The 17,828-nt window shown below is 74.7% G+C and carries 15 protein-coding genes; 4 read left to right on the plus strand and 11 right to left on the minus strand.

The annotated features are described in order from the left end of the window. The 8 genes from SM450_RS23385 to SM450_RS23420 form a co-directional block, all read right to left on the minus strand. A complete protein-coding gene (locus SM450_RS23385) occupies positions 1 to 1,143 on the minus strand; it encodes an acyl-CoA dehydrogenase family protein (RefSeq protein WP_474621905.1) in 1,143 nt (380 codons plus the stop codon). After that, complete coding sequence (locus SM450_RS23390) at positions 1,136 to 2,293, minus strand: acyl-CoA dehydrogenase family protein (RefSeq protein ID WP_474621906.1); 1,158 nt, start codon at positions 2,291 to 2,293, stop codon at positions 1,136 to 1,138. The genes SM450_RS23385 and SM450_RS23390 overlap by 8 nt, the downstream gene beginning before the upstream one ends. Beyond that, entirely contained in the window at positions 2,290 to 2,544 is a 255-nt protein-coding gene (locus tag SM450_RS23395; RefSeq protein ID WP_281588676.1) for a phosphopantetheine-binding protein, read from the minus strand. The genes SM450_RS23390 and SM450_RS23395 overlap by 4 nt, the downstream gene beginning before the upstream one ends. A 4-nt stretch (positions 2,545 to 2,548) precedes the next feature. After that, the gene (locus tag SM450_RS23400) at positions 2,549 to 3,784 is read right to left on the minus strand and encodes a type III PLP-dependent enzyme domain-containing protein (RefSeq protein ID WP_474621907.1); all 1,236 of its coding nucleotides are present in this window, start codon (positions 3,782 to 3,784) and stop codon (positions 2,549 to 2,551) included. Next, positions 3,777 to 5,273, minus strand: coding sequence for a class I adenylate-forming enzyme family protein (locus SM450_RS23405; protein WP_474621908.1), 1,497 nt, complete (start codon positions 5,271 to 5,273; stop codon positions 3,777 to 3,779). Before SM450_RS23405 ends, SM450_RS23400 begins: the two co-directional genes overlap by 8 nt. Beyond that, positions 5,270 to 6,511 carry an acyl carrier protein gene (locus tag SM450_RS23410; protein WP_474621909.1) on the minus strand — a complete coding sequence of 414 codons (1,242 nt, stop codon included), beginning with the start codon at positions 6,509 to 6,511 and terminating at the stop codon, positions 5,270 to 5,272. The genes SM450_RS23405 and SM450_RS23410 overlap by 4 nt, the downstream gene beginning before the upstream one ends. 76 nt (positions 6,512 to 6,587) lie before the next feature. Beyond that, positions 6,588 to 7,802: an inositol-3-phosphate synthase gene (locus SM450_RS23415; RefSeq protein WP_474621910.1), complete on the minus strand. Its 1,215-nt coding sequence runs from the start codon at positions 7,800 to 7,802 to the stop codon at positions 6,588 to 6,590. A 41-nt stretch (positions 7,803 to 7,843) separates the two neighbouring features. After that, positions 7,844 to 9,118, minus strand: coding sequence for a DegT/DnrJ/EryC1/StrS family aminotransferase (locus tag SM450_RS23420; RefSeq protein WP_474621911.1), 1,275 nt, complete (start codon positions 9,116 to 9,118; stop codon positions 7,844 to 7,846). A 105-nt stretch (positions 9,119 to 9,223) separates the two neighbouring features. On the opposite strand from SM450_RS23420, the gene SM450_RS23425 reads away from it, so the two are divergent. From SM450_RS23425 to SM450_RS23440, 4 genes are all read left to right on the plus strand, one after another. Then, the gene (locus tag SM450_RS23425; RefSeq protein WP_474621912.1) at positions 9,224 to 10,339 is read left to right on the plus strand and encodes a glycosyltransferase; all 1,116 of its coding nucleotides are present in this window, start codon (positions 9,224 to 9,226) and stop codon (positions 10,337 to 10,339) included. Positions 10,340 to 10,349: 10 nt separating this feature from the next. Next, positions 10,350 to 11,789 (plus strand): condensation domain-containing protein, encoded by a 1,440-nt coding sequence (locus SM450_RS23430; protein ID WP_474621913.1) that lies wholly within the window; start codon positions 10,350 to 10,352, stop codon positions 11,787 to 11,789. Positions 11,790 to 11,828: 39 nt separating this feature from the next. After that, entirely contained in the window at positions 11,829 to 13,055 is a 1,227-nt protein-coding gene (locus SM450_RS23435) for an MFS transporter (RefSeq protein ID WP_474621914.1), read from the plus strand. A gap of 91 nt (positions 13,056 to 13,146) precedes the next feature. Then, on the plus strand, positions 13,147 to 13,908 hold the full coding sequence (locus SM450_RS23440; RefSeq protein ID WP_474621915.1) for a helix-turn-helix transcriptional regulator: 762 nt from the start codon (positions 13,147 to 13,149) through the stop codon (positions 13,906 to 13,908). Here SM450_RS23440 and SM450_RS23445 read toward each other — a convergent pair. From SM450_RS23445 to SM450_RS23455, 3 genes are all read right to left on the minus strand, one after another. After that, complete coding sequence (locus SM450_RS23445; protein ID WP_474621916.1) at positions 13,905 to 14,432, minus strand: hypothetical protein; 528 nt, start codon at positions 14,430 to 14,432, stop codon at positions 13,905 to 13,907. The genes SM450_RS23440 and SM450_RS23445 overlap by 4 nt on opposite strands. Further along, positions 14,426 to 16,660 (minus strand): hypothetical protein, encoded by a 2,235-nt coding sequence (locus tag SM450_RS23450; protein ID WP_474621917.1) that lies wholly within the window; start codon positions 16,658 to 16,660, stop codon positions 14,426 to 14,428. Before SM450_RS23450 ends, SM450_RS23445 begins: the two co-directional genes overlap by 7 nt. 181 nt (positions 16,661 to 16,841) lie before the next feature. Next, entirely contained in the window at positions 16,842 to 17,819 is a 978-nt protein-coding gene (locus SM450_RS23455; protein ID WP_474621959.1) for a ribonucleotide-diphosphate reductase subunit beta, read from the minus strand. Positions 17,820 to 17,828 lie beyond the last annotated feature (9 nt).

The following is a 17,828-nucleotide window of genomic DNA, read 5'->3' on the forward strand; positions in this document are numbered from 1 at the left end:
TCAGCGCCCGGCGTCGACCAGGTCGTCGGCGTGGTCGGCGATGCCGGCGAGCATCGCGCCGGTGGCGCCGCCGGCGATGCCGAACATGGCCGCCTCGCCGCGCAGGTGCGCCTCGCCGCCGTCGCGGAACGCGTCCGCGCCGCGCAGGTGCACGGCCTCGGCGGCGACCCGCTCGACCGTCTCGGCGGCGGTGATCTTGAGCAGCATGCCGGTGACCGGGGACGGGACGGCGTCCGGCGAGGCGAGCGGCGCCGCGCACATCGCGTCGAGCTGCCGGACCGCCACCAGGCAGCGGGCGTACCGTTCCCGGATCGCCGGGCGGTCCCACAGCGTGCCCTCGGCGGCCGGCCGGCCGCGCAGCCAGTCGCGCAGGCCGGCAAGCATCCGGTGGCACATCGCCCGCGCCCACAGCGCGCTCGCCAGCCGCTCCACGCCGGCCTGCCGGGCGAAGCCGGCAAGCGCCCGGCCGGGGCGGCCCACCACGGCGTCAGGGTCGAGCGCGACGGCGGCGAAGCGCAGGTGCCCGGTGCCGGCGCCGGCGAACGCCCGGCCGGCGGAGGAGATCGTCACGCCCGGCGCGGCGGCCGGCGTGAGCAGCCAGCAGAAGCTGGTGAAGTGGCGCGCCTCGCGGTGCCGGGCAAGCACAAGCGCCGCGTCGCACGTCGTCGCGTTGGTGATCCAGGTCTTCCCGCCGTCCAGGGTGGCCGTGCCCTCGCTCAGCTTCGCCCGGGTGGTCGCGTCGAGCAGGTCCGAGCCGGACCCGGCCGCGTCGGTGACGGCGAGCGCCACCACTGTCTCGCCGCGCAGCATGCCCTGACGGGCGCGTTCCGCCGGCCCGGCGGCGCCGGCGAGCAGCGGCAGCACGGTGGCGACCTGGACGCAGACCGACAGCGTCACGCCGAGCGGGCAGTGGGCGTCCAGTTCGGTGAGCAGCGCCGACAGCCGGCTCGGGTCCGGCTGCTCGCCGTCCGGGTAGAGGGCCGCGGTGACGTCGCCGGCGCCGAGCGCCCGCCACACGGCGCGCGGGTCGGCGGCGTCCACGCCGGCCAGGGCCGCGCGTACCCGCGCCGCGTGGTCCCCGGCCGGCGTCACGGTCGCGGCCCTCGGCGTCGCGGCCGTCGGCGTCGGCGTCGGCTCAGGCAAGACGCACCGCCTGGTCGCGCAGCGCCAGCGCCCCGTTCGCCAGCCGCAGCCGGTCGTTGGCGTAGTTCAGCGACGCCGAACGCAGGTCCCGGAACGTGCGCTCCAGGGCCAGCGGCGAGTCGGTCAGGTAGCCGTGGCGCAGCCCCGACAGCTCGACCAGCTCGTCGGCGGCGCCGAACGACTCCTCCGCCGCGCGGACCTTCAGCGTGTTGAGCAGCAGTTGCACAGGCGCCGCGGACATGTCCGGCGCGTCGGCGACCACCGAGACGGTGTGCCGCAGCAGCGCGTGCGCCGCGTCCAGCCGGATGCGGATCCCGGCCAGCCGCAGCAGCACCAGCTCCGAGGAGGGGTTGAACTGTCGCCGTCCCGCCTCGCCGCGCGCGTGCCGCAGCAGCCGCTCGTACGCCCCGGCCGCCGTGCCGATCCAGGCGGCGGCCCAGCCGACGTGCGCCAGCGGCGCGAAGACCGTGGTGGCGATCTCCCGGAACCCGCCGTGCTCGCCGACGACCTGCCACTGCGGCACCGCGCCGCGCAGCCGCATCGGCACGCTGTGGGTGGCCCGCATGCCGAGCGGACGCCACCCGCCGGTCACCTCGACCTCAAGCTGGTCGCGGGCGGCGTAGACCAGGTCCACCTGGGACGCCGACTCGGCGCCCGGCGCCCGGGTGGTGATGAGGAACGCGTCCGCGTACGGGCCGCCGGTCACGATCGGCGCCTGGCGGTCGACGCGCAGCATCTCGCCGTCGTGCGCCAGGGCCGACTCGGCGGTCAGCAGGTGGCCGCCCTTGCCGGCCTCGGTGGTGACCGAGCCGAGATACCGCTCGCCCCGGGCCACCGCCGGCAGCACCTCGGCCCGCAGCTTCTCCCCGCCGTAGGCGGTGATCGCGGCGACCTGCTGGCAGTGCATGGCGAAGACCATCGCCACCGACATGTCCACCCGGCCCAGCGCCAGCGTGACGTCGACCAGGTCGGACAGGTCGCCGCCGACGCCGCCCTCGGCGGTCGGGACGAGCAGCCCCAACAGCCCGGTACGCCGCATGGCGGCGAGCGCCTCGGTGGGGAACGTGGCGGTCTCGTCCGACTGGCGGGCGTGCGCCGCCGCCACCTCGGACACGGTCTCGACGGCCGGGGCCCACCCGGCGGCGGTCATCGGGTACCACCGCCCACGGGGGTTCGCAGCTCCTCGATCACGCCCCACAGCCCGCCCGCGGTGGCGAACGTGGAGTCGACGAGCTTGTCGTCCGGCACGGCCACCCCGAACGTCTCCTCGATGGCGAAGAGCAGCTCGATCTCGCGCATCGAGTCCAGGCCCAGGTCGCGCAGCCGCGCCTCCTCGGTGATCTCGTCCGGGCCGGCGAACTTGAGGAACGGCCGGAGCAACTCGGTGAATTCGGCGTTCATGACGTCACCTCTCATCTCGTGGGTCTTCGTGGCCGGCGGGTTGCCGGGTAAGCGTCAGCCGGGACGTCTCGACGACCCGCCCGCCGTCGCAGATCACCTCGACCGGGGCCGGATGGCCGAGGAAGGCCAGCAGGCTCGCCGAGAGCCCGTACGCGCCGACGTTCGGCACGGCGAGCACGTCGCCCGGCCGTACGTCGGGCAGGCTCGCGGCGCGGGCCCAGGTGTCGAGCGGCGTGCACAGCGGGCCGGCCACGATCGCGGCGTCGAGTGGCTCGCCGTCGCGGTCGTCGGCGGCGTGCAGCGCGGGCACGAGCGGCGGCAGCCGGCGCAGGCCGGACATCCCGCCCAGGTGGTTGATGCCGGACTCCAGCACCACCACGGGCGTGCCCTGCGACCGCTTGACGTCGAGCACCCGGGTCAGCAGCGTGCCGGCGGTGGCGGTGAGGAACCGCCCCGACTCGAACGCCACGGTTGGCGCCCCGTCACGCCAGCCCGGGAAGAGCCCGTCAAGCGCCGCGCCGACCCGGTCGGCGAGCCCGGACAGGTCCGCGTTGCGGCCGGGCCGGGCGAACGGCGCGCCGAAGCCGCCGCCCAGGTCGAGCACGGTCAGGTCGACGTCGAGCAGGTCGCGCAGCCGGCGGGCGGTGGTCGCCGCGGTGGTGAACTGCGCGACGAGCGCGTCCACCGAGTCGACGTTGCTGCCGGTGTAGAGGTGGAACCCGCGTACCGGGGCCGACGGGCGGGAGCGGAACTTCTCCGGTTCCCGCTCGATCCAGTCGACGTCGGCGCCGAACTGCGAGGCGACGCCGGTCATGGTCAGCCCCTGGCCGGGATTCGGCACCCGGTCGTTGATCCGCAGCAGGCAGCGCAGATCCACGCCGTGCGCGGCGGCGATCCGGTCGGCCTGGTCCAGCCCGACCGGCGAGTCGACGGAGAACCAGCGGACGCCGGCCCGGACCGCCCCGGCCACCTCGGCGTCGCGCTTGCCGGGGCCGGTGTAGAGCATCCGGTCGCCGGGCACGCCGGCGCGCAGCGCCGCGGCCAGCTCACCGGGGGAGCAGATCTCGGCGTAGCAGCCGGCCTGATGCAGCGCCGCCACCACGGCCGGGTGCGGGTTGGCCTTCAGCGAGTAGTAGAGCCGGTTCGGCACGGGCAGCGCCGCGCGCAGCGTGGCGTGGTTGGCGCGTACCTCGGCCAGGTCGTAGCGGTAGGCGGGGGTGTCGAAGGGCAGGTCAGCCACGGCGCTCACCGGCCAGCCGGGCCAGCGCCCGTCGGTCGACCTTGCCGTTGCCGGTAAGTGGCAGGTCCGGCAGCACGACGCAGCGCGCCGGCACCTTCATCTCCTCCAACTGGTCCCGCAGCCGGCGCAGGACGTCGCCCGGCGTCAGCTCGGCCACCACGAACAGCGTCGCGCCGTCGCGGCCGTCGGACGGTGGCAGCACACCCGCGGCGTCCACGCCGTCGACCCGGTGGGCGGCGGCCTCCACCTCGGTGGCGCTGACCCGGGTGCCCTTCTCCTTGTAGACGTCGTCGCGCCGGCCGGCGAAGTGGACGTACCCGTCGGCGTCGACGTGTCCGTGGTCGCCGGTGTGCAGTTGCGGGAAGAGCCCGTGTGCGCGCCGGAAACGCGCGGCGGTCAGCTCGGGCCGCCGCCAGTAGCCGGCCATCACGTGCGGACCGCGGACGACAAGCTCACCGGTGCTCCCGGCCGGCTGGCGCCGCCCGTCGGCGTCGACCGTGAAGATCTCGGTGCCGGGCAGCGCCCGGCCGCAGGCGCCGGGCCGGCGCAGGTCCTCGTCCGGCGGCATGATCGCCGCGCGTTTGCACTCGGTGAGGCCGAACATCAGTTGGACGGTCAGGCCGGGCAGCAGCTCGCGCAGGCCGGCCAGCACCTCCGGCGGCATGGCCGCCCCGGTGTTGGTCAGCAGGCGCAGCCGTGGGCGCGGCGCGGTGGGCCGGCCGAGCAGCCGCAGCAGGTTGATGGCGAGCGACGGCACGCAGGGCAGCACTGTCGCGCCGGACCCGACCAGGCTCGCCAGCAGCCGGCCGCCGGTCTCGGCCGGGTCGCCCAGGCGCAGCCGCGCGCCGGCCACGGTGCTCAGGAAGATCTGGTAGAGGCCGTAGTCGAACGAGGTGGGCAGCACGTCGTGCACCACGTCGTCGGGCCGGTAGCGCAGCTCCGACTGGATCGCCCGGACCGCGAAGGTGACCTGGGCGTGCGTGGAGACCACCGCCTTCGGCATGCCGGTGCTGCCGGAGGTGTAGATCAGGCAGACCGGGTCGACGGAGAGCGGGCCCACGCCGGCCGGCGCGTCCCCGTCGCCTGTCGCCGCCGCGTGCGCCACGTCGGCGACGCCGCGCACCGGGACGTGCCGGGCGCGGGACAGGTCGCCGAGGGTGGCGTCGTCGGTGAGGACCAGGGCCGGTTCCGCGTCGTCGAGCACGTGCGCCAGGGCGACCTCGGGGGCCGGGGTCCGGACCACCACGAAGGCCGCGCCGGCCCGGGCCACCGCGTACAGCAGCGCCGGCAGCGTCGCGTCGCTCGGCAGCGCGACGAGCACCCGGTCGCCGCGCCGGACACCCGCCGCGCACAGCCAGCCGGCCAGGCGCAGGCTCGCGGTCCGGACCTCGCGGTACGTGTGGCAGGCGGTCCCGTCGTCGACGGCGGGCGCGTCGGGACACGCGGCGGCCGTGGCGTCCAGCAGGTCGGGCAGCAGGTCGGTGGTCATCGGGCACCTCCGGCGGCGGCGCCGAACATGGCGCACAGCGAGCCGACGTCCCGCAGGTCGGCGGCGGAGAGCGCGGTCGCCGGCACCTCGACGCCGAGCCGCTGCTCGACCTGGTCGATGACGTCCACAAGCCGGAACGAGTCGAACCCGGGCAGTTCCCGCAGCACGTCGGTGCTGTGCAGCTCGGACCCGTCCAGGTGCAGGGTGTCGCCGAGCGCCCCGAGCACGGCCGCGCGTACGCCGTCCCCGCCCGCCGGACCCGCGCCGGCCGGCGCGGCGTCGTCGGTGGCCGGCGTGGCGTCGGCGCCGATCGACTCCAGCGCGGTCAGGTGGTTCCCGATCAGGGTGCCGAGCGCGTCCGCCAGCTCCGGCGCGGCGGGCCGACCCGCCTGGGCGCGGCGCAGCGCGACGTAGCTGCGGGTGGCGAGCTGTTGCCAGCCCGTTGCCTGGCCGGCCAGCGCGGCGGCGGCGTCCGGCGCCGACGCGGCGAGCCAGTGTTCGTGCAGGTCGCGACCGCGTGCCAGCAACCAGACGTCGAGCACGAAGCGGTGCAGGCCCGCCACGGTGCCCAGGGCGGCGGCGGTCCGCTCCACGTAGGCGGCGATCTCCGGGCGGGCCCGGCGGGCCCGGTCGGCGTTGCCGGCGAGCATGGCCGGCACGTCGATCGCGGGCGCCGGGTGGGCCGCCACGGCGGGCGTGTGCGCGCCGCCGGCCAGCGCCGCGTCGAACCCGGCGGTGGGCAGCCGCCACACGCCCGGCCGGGCGGCGCCCCAGGCGGTGTCGTTGTGGTAGGCGTCGACCACCGTGACCTCGTCCGTGGTGGCGGCCGTGACCAGGAAGCTGTGCCGCATGTGCTCGTGCCCGTGATAGGGGCACCAGGGCAGGTCGTAGGCGTCGGCGATGACGTAGAGCGGCTGGCCGGGGGCGCACAGTTGACGCACCTGCGGGCCGTCGAGCTGCATCCACCGGCCCTCCACCCACAGGCCCAGCAGGTCGGCCGCCTCGGCGGCCCGGTCGTCCGAGGTGGCCTCGACGGTGACCAGGCCGTCCCGCTCCCGGGTGGCGAACCCGAAGCGGGCGCCGAGGGCGAGGTGACTGCCGGATCCGTTCGCGTGGTCGGCAAGCAGGGCGAAGCTCGTCTGGAGGCAGTCCAGCGCGGTCGCGCGCAGACCGGTCAGGATCGGTGTCCACACCGGATCCGTGGTCGGCGGGTCGGGCGCGTTCGGGACGTGTGACATGGGGGCTCCTCGAAGCGGATACACGGGGGCGGGGCCGCCGGCGCGGAACGGGCCGCGCCGGCGGCCGGGACTCAGGTCAGCTGCCGGAGCGGTCGTCCAGCCCGCTGGCCCAGGCGGAGAGCGCCGTCGCCTGCTCGGCGAGCGCGTGCTCGTCGGAGCCGATCGGGTCCTTGAAGAAGAACCCCAGCTCCTCGATCGCGCCCACGTGCCCGGCGCGGTGTGCCGCGGCGGTCAGCCGGGCCAGGTCGAGCACGAGCGGGGCGGCCAGGGTGGAGTCGACCCCGCTCCAGGTGAGCTGCATGGACATCCGGACGCCGAGGAACCCCTCGAACGAGACGTGGTCCCAGGCGGTCTTGTGGTCGCCGAGGTCCGGCACGTTGTCGATGTGCAGCGGGGCGGTGACGTCCTCGCCGAGCAGCGCCGGCAGCACGCCCGACTTGGAGCTGAGCTTGCTCCGGGCGTTGCGCGGGTCCTCCAGGGTGGCGCCGTCGCCGCCGCCGAGCAGGTTGACGCCGGCCCAGGAGAGCACGTGCAGGGCGCGGCAGGTGAACATCGGCGCCAGCGCGGTCCGCAGCAGCGTCTCGCCGGTCTTGCCGTCCGAGCCGGCGAACGGCACCCGCTCGCGCTGCGCCATCATCTCCAGCGCGGGCAGCCGGGCACCTGTCGACGGGGTGAAGTCGACGAAGCCGCACCCGGCTTTGAACGCCGCGTACGCGACGACCGAGCTTGCCGGCAGCGCCCGGTCCTCCGGGTCGGCCAGGCTGCGGGTGAGCGCGTCCAGGTCGTCGTGCTCGGGCCGGTGCTCGACCGGCGGCTCGGTGGACGACACGTTGATCACGACGACGTGCGACAGCCCGTGGCGGGTGCGGAACTCCTCGATGTCGCCGGCCAACCGGTCGATCACCTCGGCCAGCGGGGCGGTCTCGGTCCGCGCGTCGTAGCCGGTGCGCAGGTCACGCTCGACCTGGGGCAGGCTTCCCCGCACGGCGGCCAGCACCGGCGCCGGGATGACGCCGGAGTCGACGAGGGACTCGGCCTTCTTCTCCAGCGGCGTGTCGACGATGTCGTGCCCGCCGACGACCATGTCGGCCCAGTCGGCGAGCGGCGCGTCGCGCAGCATGCCGGTGTCGGTGACGCAGCCGGTCGAGTCGGTCATGCCGGCCCGCAGCGCCAGCAGCCCGGCGATGGCGGTGGTGGCGACCGAGCCGCGGGCGCCGTTGAGCCACACCCCGATGGGGGCGTCGGTGTCGGGAGACGGGTGGTGCGAGGTCTGACGGTCGGTGACGGTCACGGGAAGGTCCCTTCTGGTGGGTGCGCCGGCGGTGGCGCGGATCAACGGGCCAGCACCTTGATGACGGCGGTGGCCACGTCGTGCATGTCCTGCTCGGTGCCGAGGAAGGTGCTGTGGTGCGTCTGGACGGTGTGCGCGGCCAGCCACTCGGTCTTCGGGTAGGTGCGGTCGGCGTGGATCGCGGCGAAGCGCTCGGCGAGCGGCGCGAGCAGCGGCTTGGTCCACGGCTGGAGCAGCTTGCTGCGGTGCAGCGGCTCGTCGGTGCAGTAGAACCGCTTGCCCAGCTCGGCGGTGAGCGCGGCGGCCACGGCGGCGTTGTCCATGCCGGTGGGCAACTCGTCGAGGACGAGCGTCCCCTCGTAGATCGAGATGCGGGTCTGCGCCGGGGCCGGTTGCAGCAGCCGGACGCCGTCGACGTCGGCGAGCAGCTCGGTGAGCAGCCGGTAGTTGCCGTTGCGCACCTTGTGCTGGGCGTCCAGGACGGCCAGTTGGGCGCACGCCACCGCGGCGGAGAACTCACTGAGGCAGAAGTTGGCGCCCTGCACCCCGGCGCTCTCCTCCAGGTCCAGCTCACCCGGGGGCGTGCGGTCGCCGCGGTAACGGCGCGAGTCGGCCCGCAGCTCCTCCAGCACCGGTGCGAGGCGGTCGTCGGCGGTGACCACGGCCCCGCCCTCACCGCAGGTGAGGACCTTGCCGTGCTGGAAGCTGAAGCAGCCCAGCCGGCCGAACGAGCCGGCCTGGCGGCCCTGCCAGGTGGCGCCGTGGGCCTGCGCGCAGTCCTCCACGATGGAGATGTCGCGCGGCCCGGTGACCGCGTCGAGCGCCGGCATGTCGGCCATGTTGGAGGCCCAGTGCACGGCCACCACGGCCCGCGGGTCCACCGACAGGTCGAGGTCGTCCGGCCCGACGCAGCCGGTGTCGCGGTCCACGTCGACGAGCACCGGCACCAGGCCGGCACGCAGCGCCGCGGTGGCGGAGGCGGTCCAGGTGAGCGCCGGGACCAGCACGGTCTCGCCGTAGCCGAGGCCGAGCGACTCCAACGCCACCACGAGCGCGCTGGAACCGTGGTCGACCGGCACGCAGTGCCGGGTGCCGACGTAACGGGCGAAGTCGGCGGCGAAGCGGCGTTCGAACAGCACGCCGTCGCCGACGGTCGGGCTGCTGATCGCCCACCGCCCGCCGTGCAGGACGGCGGCGAGGTTGGGGGCGGCGTCCGGTGCGGGGATCGGCCAGCGCGGCCACGGTCGGTCCGGCGGACGGACCGGCCGGCCGCCGTCGACGGCGAGCCGCCGGTCGAGCGGAATGGAGGTCGTCATGCCTTCGACCTTGATGCCCGTCGATACATCGGCGATACACGCCGGATACCCGCGCAAGGGTTTTCCGTGTATCAATCCTGTATCGATGTGGCCGACGCTTCAGGCATGAGCCGATCCCCATCGCCCGTGGGCGAACCGACCGAACCCCGCGCCGTCACGCGCGGCGTCTCCGTCGTCATCCCGGTCAAGGACCGGGTGGCGGAGATGCGCCGCCAGCTCCGCAGCCTCCGCGACGCCGCCCCGAACTGCCCGGAGCCGGTGGAGGTGGTGGTGGTCGACGACTCGGCGCCCGCCGCCGCCGCCGCGCACCGCGCCGCCTGCGCCGAGTACGGCGCCCGCTACGTGCGCGGGCCGCGGCACGTCGGCGCCAAGCGGAACCTGGGCGTCCGGCACGCCCGCCACGACCTGTTGCTCTTCACCGACTCCGACTGCCGGGTGCCGAGCGACCTGATCACCAGGTACGCGGCCCGGCTGCGCGCCAGCGGCGAGGAGGTCGCCGGCGTCGCCGGCCCGGTGCTCGTGGACCCCGGCGACAGCGCGTTCTTCCGCGTGATGAGCCGCTCCTACCTGCTGCTCGGCGACCTGACCCGACCGCTTCACCACGAGCGGGTCTCCTGGGGCGCGGGGGCGAACATGGCGCTCAAGCGCGCCGCGTTCGAGGCGGTCGGCGGGTTCCCGGAGGACTCCCCGATGCCGATCGGCGGGGAGGACCTGCACCTCGGGCTGCTCCTGACCGACGCCGGCTACGTGCTGCTCGCCGAGCCGGACGGGGTGGTCACCCACGACACCGGCGTCGCCGACTCGTTCCGCGCGGTGGCCTACCGGTTCACCACGTACGGCCGTTCCGAGCAGTGGCTCTGCCTGGCCCACCCGCGTCGGCGCCGGTTCGTGTTCAACACCGCGAGCATGCTCGCCGTCACCGCGTTGGCCGGCCTGCTGACCGCCCGGCGCAGCTCCGGGCGCAGCCTGCTCGCGGTGCCGGCCGTGGCGGCGGCCGTGGTCGCCGCGAAGACACCCGGCCGGCTCGGCGGCGACCGGGGGCCGCGGGCGGTCGCCGAGTCGGCGGCCTGCGCGGCGATCGAGACGCTCTTCGACGGCGCCGCGTTCGTCACCGCGCTCCGGCTGGGCCGGCCCGACCTGCTCTTCACCGGCTTCCGCGCGCCGGACGAGGCCGACTACCAGCCGGTCACGCCCGCGCCGGCGCAGCCGGTGGCGGCCTGAGGGGGGCGCCATGCCGACGACGCTGCCGCTGGCGCCCAGCCAGCAGATGATGTGGGAGTTCATGACCGCGCTCGACCCGGCCCACCCGGGTGACGCCCGGCTGGTGGTGGTGGAGTTCCGCCGGCTGCGCGGCACGCTGCGGGTCGACACCCTGCGGCAGGCCATGCGGGACGTGGTGGAGCGGCACGACGCGCTGCGGATGCGGTTCGACCGCATCGGCCCCGAACCGGCCCTGACGATCCTGCCGCACGTCGACCCGCCGCTCGACGAGATCGACCTGTCCGGCCTCCCGCCGGACGAGCAGCAGGCCCGCGTCGAGCAGATCGCGTACGCGCACCGCAACGTCGCGTTCGACCCGGGCCGGGCGCCCCTGTGGCGGGCCGCGCTGGTCCGGCTCTCCGCGACCGAACACGTGCTCGCGCTCTGCTTCTTCCACATGGTCTCCGACGGCTGGTCCTGCCGGGTGTTCGTGGAGGACCTGTTCCACGCGTACGCGGCCCGGCTCGGCGCGGCCGACCCGCAGCCGCCGCTCGGCGTGGACTTCGCCGGGCTCGCCGCGTTGCAGGAGGCGGAGCTGGCCGGCGGCGGGATCGACGCCGCCGCCCGAGCCGGCTACTGGGCCGACCGGCTGCGCCAGGTGGAGCCGTACCAGCTCTTCCCGGCGCCGCCGCCCGGCCCCGACGTCGAACTCAGCGCCGAGGTGGCCACCCGCTTCGCGTTCCCGCCCGAGGTCACCGCGCGGCTGCGCCCGGCCGCCCGGCGGGCCCGGACCAGCCCGTACGTGCTGCTGCTCGCCGCCTACCTGGTGGTGCTGTCGACGCGGGCCGGGCGACGGCGGGTGGTGCTCGGCACCACCACGCTGGGCCGGGAGAGCCCGCTGTCGCGGCAGCTCATCGGGCAGTTCACCAACAACGTCTACCTGCCGGCCACCATCGACCCGGACGCGCCGATGCGCGCCGTGGTCGCAGACGCGCACACCGCCCTGGCCGGGGCGATCGACCACGCGGCCCCGTTCCACCGGGTGGCCCGCGCGGTCCGGCCCGACTTCCCGCACCTGCGCCCGTGGCCGGACAACCACCTGTTCGACGCCTGGTTCCAGTCCGCCGCGTCCGCCTCGCCGGTGCTGCGCTGCCCGGAGCTGCGGGTCGAGCCGGTCGACATCACCGCCCGGCCCGCGCCCGGCACCCCGCCCCCGGTGCTCGCCGCCGACGTGCCGCCCGACTGCCTGCCGGTCTGGGTGAAGCGGGGCTCGCCCATCGTGGTGGTGGACGACGACCGCGCCGGCGGCGTGGTCATCCGCAACCGGGGCGTCTTCGGCGACGACCTCGTGGCCGGGCTGATCGACGACTACGTGGCGGTGGTGTCGGCGCTCGTCACCGACCCCGACCTGCCCCCGGCGCGGCTGCGCCTGCCTGACGGTGCGTGCTTCTTCGACCACGCCACGGGGTAGGACACTGACCGGGACCGATCCGAGAGAGGTACGACGACCATGACGGACACCTCGACGCACCCGCACCCGACGGAGTCGCCCACGCCGCCGGTGCCCCGGACCGCCGTCCGGGCCCGCTGGTCGGTGGTGCTGCTCTTCGTCATCATGGGCCTGGCCATCGGCGGTTGGTCCGCGCGGGTGCCCGAGGTGCGCGACGCGGTGGGCGTCGGCAACACCGGCTGGGGCCTGGCCAACATCGCCACCAACGCCGGGGAGTTGGTCTCGCTGGTCGTGGTCGCGGTGCTGATCAGCCGGATCAACACCCGCCGGCTGGCGCTGGCCGGGGCCGCGTTGATCCTGGTCAACGCGCCGCTGCTGGCCGCGTCCACCACGGTGGTGGCGCTGGTGGCCGGGCTCGCGGTCTGGGGCTTCGCGGCGAACCTGCTGGCCACCCCAATGAACGCCCAGTCGGTCGAGGTGCAGAAGCGCTACGGGCGGCCGATCCTGTCCACCTTCCACGCCGGTTTCAGCATCGGCATGCTCGTCGGCGGGCTCTGCGGCACCGGCGCCGCCGCGATCGGCCTGTCCCCGTCGGCGCAGATGGCCGTCACGAGCGTGCTGCTGGGCGCGCTGCTCATCGGCACCCAGCGCTGGCTGCCGGACACGCCCCGCCAGGAGACGAAGGACGGCGAGGCTCGGCGCGGGCTGCGCGAGCGGTTCACCCCGCAGCTCGTCCTGCTCGCGGCGATCGCGTTCCTCGCCTCGTTCGTCGAGATGGCCGGCGCGCAGTGGAGCGCGCTCTACGCCACCGAGGTGGCCGGCGCGGCGGCGGTGCTGGCCGCCGCCACGTACACCTGCCTGTCGCTTGCCGCCACCGTGGCCCGGCTCTTCGGCGACCGGCTGGCCGGCCGGATCGGGCGGGTCCGCTTCGTCCGGGCGTCCGCGCTCGTCGCCACCGTCGGGGTGGCGCTGCCGGTGGCGTACCCGCATCCCGCGGCGGTGATGGCCGGCTTCGGGCTGCTCGGGTTCGGGCTGGCCTGCGTGACCCCGACGGTGCTCGGCTTCGCCGGCGACCAGCCCGGCCTGACCTCGGGTGAGGGCGTCTCGGTGGTGGCGATGGGGCAGTGGCCGGGGGCGCTGCTCGCGGCGCCGGTGATCGGCCTGCTCGCCGGCGCGCTTGACCTGCGTACCGCGTTCCTGGTGGTGGCCGTGCTGGCGCTTGCCATCGTGGCGTTGATGGGCCGGGTCCAGGCCCGGGCGTTGCCGGGTGAGAGCCCGGCGGCCTGACCGGCGCGGCCCCGGCCCGCGCGGTGGGGAAAAGGCGACCGGTGTCCACTTGCTGACGTGGGAATCCCGCGTGGGCTTCTATGGTTCGCTCGTGACGCTTTCCACCACCACTGCGGACCAGGCGTGGGTGCGCGAGACGGCGACCGGGATCGGGGCGCTGCGCGGCCGGGCGCTCGTCGACACGGTCCTGGCCGCCGTCGCCCGCCGTCTCGACAGCGAACTGTCCACCTACGCCGAACTCGACCTGGCCACGCTGCGGCTGCCCGACCTCGCCGCCGACCGGCCGGTCGACCGGGCGCTCGTGCGCCGGATGCACCACCAGGTGACCGACCATCCGTTGTTCGCGCCGACCGTGCGCCTGTCGCATCCGTACCCGGGGCCGCCGACGCAGGTGACCGACGTGGTGTCGGAGCGGCGGTGGCGGCAGCACGCGCTCTACCGGGAGGTGCTCGCGCCGCGCGGCATCGGGGCGCACACGGTCGCGCTCGTGGTCGGTCCGACCCCGGTGTTGCGCTGGTACCAGTTCAACCGCGACCGTGCCTTCGACCCGCGCGAGATGGACCTGCTCACCCGCCTGCAACCGGCGCTCATCGCGGTGCACGGGCGCGCCCGCCTGCCCGGCGCGGCTCTTCCCGGCGGCGCGGCGCTGACCGGGCGGGAGGTGGAGGTGCTGCGCGGCATCGCCGACGGGCTGACCGTGCCGGCCACCGCGCGCCGGCTCGGCCTGGCCGCCGGCACGGCCCGCAAGCACCTGGAGAACGTGCACCGCAAGCTGGGCACCTCCGGGCCGGTCGCCACCGTGATGAGGGCGGTCGAACTCGGCATCCTGGAGGTGCCCGGCCCGCGGTCCTAGATGGTGGCGCAGGGCAGCGGCGCGCCCCGGCAGGCCCGGATCAGCGCGTCGACCTCGACCCGGCCGATCCGCCTGTCGGACAGGACCACGTCCACCACGGCCGCGGTGTCGCCGACCGGCAGGTCCACCACCACGTCCGCCTCCTTCACCCGGGGGGTGTCGTGCGCGTTCTCCTTGCTGCCGTACACCCGGACCGCAAGCGGGTCGTCGAGCGCGAGCGTGTCCAGCACGCCGCCGGCGGTGTCGCGCACGACCAGTTGGAGCGGCCCGCCGGAGCCGCGCAGCGACGACGGGAAGCCACTGTCGATCTCCAACAGGTTCGCGGTGGCGCTCCGCGTCGACACCCGCAGCCCGAGCCGCAGGTGGGTGCCGCTGGTCGGGTTCGCCGGGTCGACTGTCGGCGCGGGCACGACAGGCGCCGCGCCGGCAGGCGTCGGGGCGGCCGGCGAGGCGACCGCGACGGCGCCGACCAACGGCAGCGCGAGCGCCGCCACCACCAGGGTACGGATCCGTCGGTTCAGCATTGTCCACTCCCGCATCGTGCGAAGGTCGCCTCGGCGGCCCGGATGTCGTCGGCCCGCTCGACCGTGTTGTTGATCATGACGTCGGCCATCGGCCCGTCGCTGCGCCACCAGCCGGTCGGGCTCACCCCGTCGGTGATCTCGTTGCAGGCGCTCGGGTCCGACCCGCCCCGCTGGCAGTCCCGCAGCGAGTGGTAGGTGTTCTTCCCCTCGCCGTACCAGTAGCCGCCGTCGCAGCAGTACTCGTCACCCTCGTGGTAGGCGCTGTGGTGCAGCTCGTGCCAACCCACGATCGGCGAGTCGGCGCTGAACGAATTGCCGGAGGCGTTGTCCCGGCAGTTCACGGTGTGCAGCACGCCGTTGGTCTCGGCGAAGCTGACCGGGCTGAACCCGCCGCGCCGGCACAGCGCGTCGCCGTCCGGGCTGACCGTCACCTCGACCGGCACGTTCTGCACCCAGATCCCCACCTGCGACCAGTGCGTGCCGATCGAGCTGGGGAAAACCCGGGAGCGGATGCCGAGCAACTGCCACGCGTTGTCGTCCACGGCGTTGCCGAACTGCCGCGCGCCGTTCAGCGTGGACGTGTCGTAACCGGTGCCCGGCGCGTACGCCACGTCGATGGTCTGGTTCAGCGGCCGGGTGTTCACCCGCCCGCCCGCGTCCACCACCGCCGGCACGCTGGCCCGCCACAGCGGCACCAGGGTGACCTCCGGCGTCTGCGACGGTTCCGGCGGGTTCAGGTCGGTGATCCGCCAGTCCGCCACCGCCGTGCGCGCCTCCGGCACCCCGTCGGCCTCGCTCGCGGTCACCCGGTAGGCCACCGCCGCGCCGGCGAGGATGTCCGCCGGGATCACCGCCTGACACTCGCTCACCTGCTCACAGGTCCGCACCACGCGGGGCGCGAGCGCCACCGGACGGCCGATCCAGCCGGCCGGGCTCATCTCCACCGTGATCCGGGCCGCCGGCCGGGCGGTGTGGTCGGTCGCGACCACCCTGGCCCGGATCGACGTGCCGGGCACGGCCTGCGGGTTGACCGCCGGGACACCGGGCTCGGCCAGCGCGTACACCTCCAGGCCCGGCGGCGGGTCGGACACCGGCACGGTACGCGAGGCGGCCGGGAACGCCCGCCCGTCGTCGGCGGCGCCCTCAAGCGTGAACACGTAGCTGCCGGGCGTGGCCCAGGAGCCGTCGGCGTGCCGGCCGGTCCAGGAGAACGACAGCGGGCCGGCGGCACGGCGCACGTCCGGGCTGCGGAACACCTCGACGCCGCCGCGCAGCACCCGCATCCGGAACGTGCCGGCCGCCGACACCACCGCGCTCACCACGATCGGGCCGCTGCGGTACTGCCAGATCGTGGCCGGCTGGCTCGACATGTCGGTGAAGGACAGCCCGACCCGCTGGATCACCCGGGCCTGGGTACGCTTCGCCGAACCCCCGTCGACCGGGTCGGCGACCGTGATGTCGTACCCGCCGACCGCCGCGTACGACCCGTCGGACCAGCGGCCGTCCCAGTCCACGTTGAACGCGCCGCCGTAGAACGGCGCCTCGTAGAGCGTGAACGACGCGCCTGTCGCCTGCGAGGTGACGGTGAACCGCAGCGCCGACGGCACCGACAGCGAGCCGCTCATCGTCAGCCGCTCGCCCAGCCTCGGGTCGAACTCGCGGGGCGTGCCGCCCGGCGGCGGCGACGTGACGGTGACGGTGGTCGGCCGGGGCGCGACGGTCACCGTGAAGACCGCCCGCGACGGCCCGCCGCTGGTGGTCCACCGGGACACCCCGGACCGGCCGCCGAGCAGGCTCGTCGTGGTCCAGTCCTTCGCCGCGCCCGGGTGGAGATCGGCCTGCTCGCGGCTGCCGCCCTCGGTGGAGTCGTCCTCCCACAGCTCGAAGGTGACCCGGAAGTCGCCGGTGACCGAACGCCCGGCGCAGACCGTGCTCGGCGTGACGATGTCCGTCCCCGACGCGGCCGGCAGTGCCATCTCGCAGCGCTGCTGCTGGCCGTTGTCCTGGGTGATGACGGCGACGCCGAACAGTTCCGGCGGGTCGCAGATGACCAACCAGACCCGGTCGAGGCACTCGGTGGTGTGCATCTCGTCGACCGTGACGGTGACCGTGGAGCCGTAGCTGGCCACGGCCGGCGCGGCCGGCAGCGCGGCGGCGAACGCCACCCCGACCACCGTGGCCAGCGCCGCCGCCAGGAACGGCCGCAGCCGTTGACGTATCCGTTTCACGCGCGTTCCCCCCCTCGTCCGCCGACGCCCGCCGGCGCAGACAACTGTGCGGATCGGCGTGGACGCGGGCGATACGCGCATGCGCGTACCGGGGATGTCGCCGGCCGGACTGCGGACCCGGCGGCGGTGTGCGGTCGGTCGCCCCGGCCGCGCTCGCGGCGGCCGGGACGACCGACGACTGTCAGAAGTCGTCGTCGAAGGTGACGCTGCCGGTCACCCCGACCTGGTACGCCGACACCCGCCGCTCGAAGAAGTTCGACAGCTCCTGCACGTCCTGCAACTCCATGAACGCGAACGGGTTGCCGCTGCCGTACATCGGCGCGATGCCGAGCGCGGCCAGCCGCCGGTCGGCGACGTGTTGCAGATAGGCGCGCATGTCCGCCGGCGACATCCCCGGCACACCCTGGCCGAGGAGGTCCTCGGCGAACTGCGCCTCGCACTCCACCGCCTCGGCGAGCATGTCCCGGACCTGCCGCTCCATCTCGTCGTCGAACAGGTCCGGCTCCTCGGCGCGCACCGTGTCCACCACGTCGAAGGCGAACGCCATGTGCATCGACTCGTCGCGGAACACCCAGTTGGTGCCGGAGGCCAGCCCGTTGAGCAGCCCCCGGGAGCGCAGGAAGTAGACGTAGGCGAACGCGCCGTAGAAGAACAGCCCCTCGATGCACGCGGCGAAGCAGATGAGGTTGAGCAGGAACGCCCGCCGGTCGTCGCGGGTCCTGAGCTCCCGCAGTTCGAAGATGGAGTCGATCCACTTGAAGCAGAACTCGGCCTTGCGGGCGATCGACGGGATGTTCTCCACCGCCGCGAACGCGGCGAACCGTTCGGTCTCGTCCGGTACGTAGGTGTCCAGCAGGTTCAGGTAGAACTGGACGTGCACCGCCTCCTCGAACAACTGCCGGGACAGGTAGAGCCGGCCCTCCGGGGAGTTGACGTGCTGATAGAGGTTGAGCACCAGGTTGTTGGCGACGATGGTGTCGCCGGTGGCGAAGAACGCCACCAGCCGGGACACCAGGTGCCGCTCGGCCGGCGAGAGCCGGTCCAGGTCGGCCAGGTCGGCGTGCAGGTCCACCTCCTCGACGGTCCAGGTGTTGCGGATGGCGTCCCGGTAGCGGTCGAAGAAGTGCGGGTAGCGCATCGGTCGCAGGGTCAGGTTCATGCCCGGGTC

The sequence above is a fragment of the Micromonospora marincola genome (genome assembly GCF_056150385.1).

Bases quoted from the DNA above. Each gene is read 5' to 3' on its own strand.
- SM450_RS23435 (WP_474621914.1), top strand. From the start codon at position 11,829: ATGACGGACACCTCGACGCACCCGCACCCGACGGAGTCGCCCACGCCG.
- SM450_RS23390 (WP_474621906.1), bottom strand. From the start codon at position 2,293: ATGACCGCCGCCGGGTGGGCCCCGGCCGTCGAGACCGTGTCCGAGGTG.
- SM450_RS23420 (WP_474621911.1), bottom strand. From the start codon at position 9,118: ATGACGACCTCCATTCCGCTCGACCGGCGGCTCGCCGTCGACGGCGGC.
- SM450_RS23425 (WP_474621912.1), top strand. From the start codon at position 9,224: ATGAGCCGATCCCCATCGCCCGTGGGCGAACCGACCGAACCCCGCGCC.
- SM450_RS23445 (WP_474621916.1), bottom strand. From the start codon at position 14,432: ATGCTGAACCGACGGATCCGTACCCTGGTGGTGGCGGCGCTCGCGCTG.
- SM450_RS23405 (WP_474621908.1), bottom strand. From the start codon at position 5,273: ATGACCACCGACCTGCTGCCCGACCTGCTGGACGCCACGGCCGCCGCG.
- SM450_RS23455 (WP_474621959.1), bottom strand. From the start codon at position 17,819: ATGAACCTGACCCTGCGACCGATGCGCTACCCGCACTTCTTCGACCGC.
- SM450_RS23410 (WP_474621909.1), bottom strand. From the start codon at position 6,511: ATGTCACACGTCCCGAACGCGCCCGACCCGCCGACCACGGATCCGGTG.
- SM450_RS23430 (WP_474621913.1), top strand. From the start codon at position 10,350: ATGCCGACGACGCTGCCGCTGGCGCCCAGCCAGCAGATGATGTGGGAG.
- SM450_RS23395 (WP_281588676.1), bottom strand. From the start codon at position 2,544: ATGAACGCCGAATTCACCGAGTTGCTCCGGCCGTTCCTCAAGTTCGCC.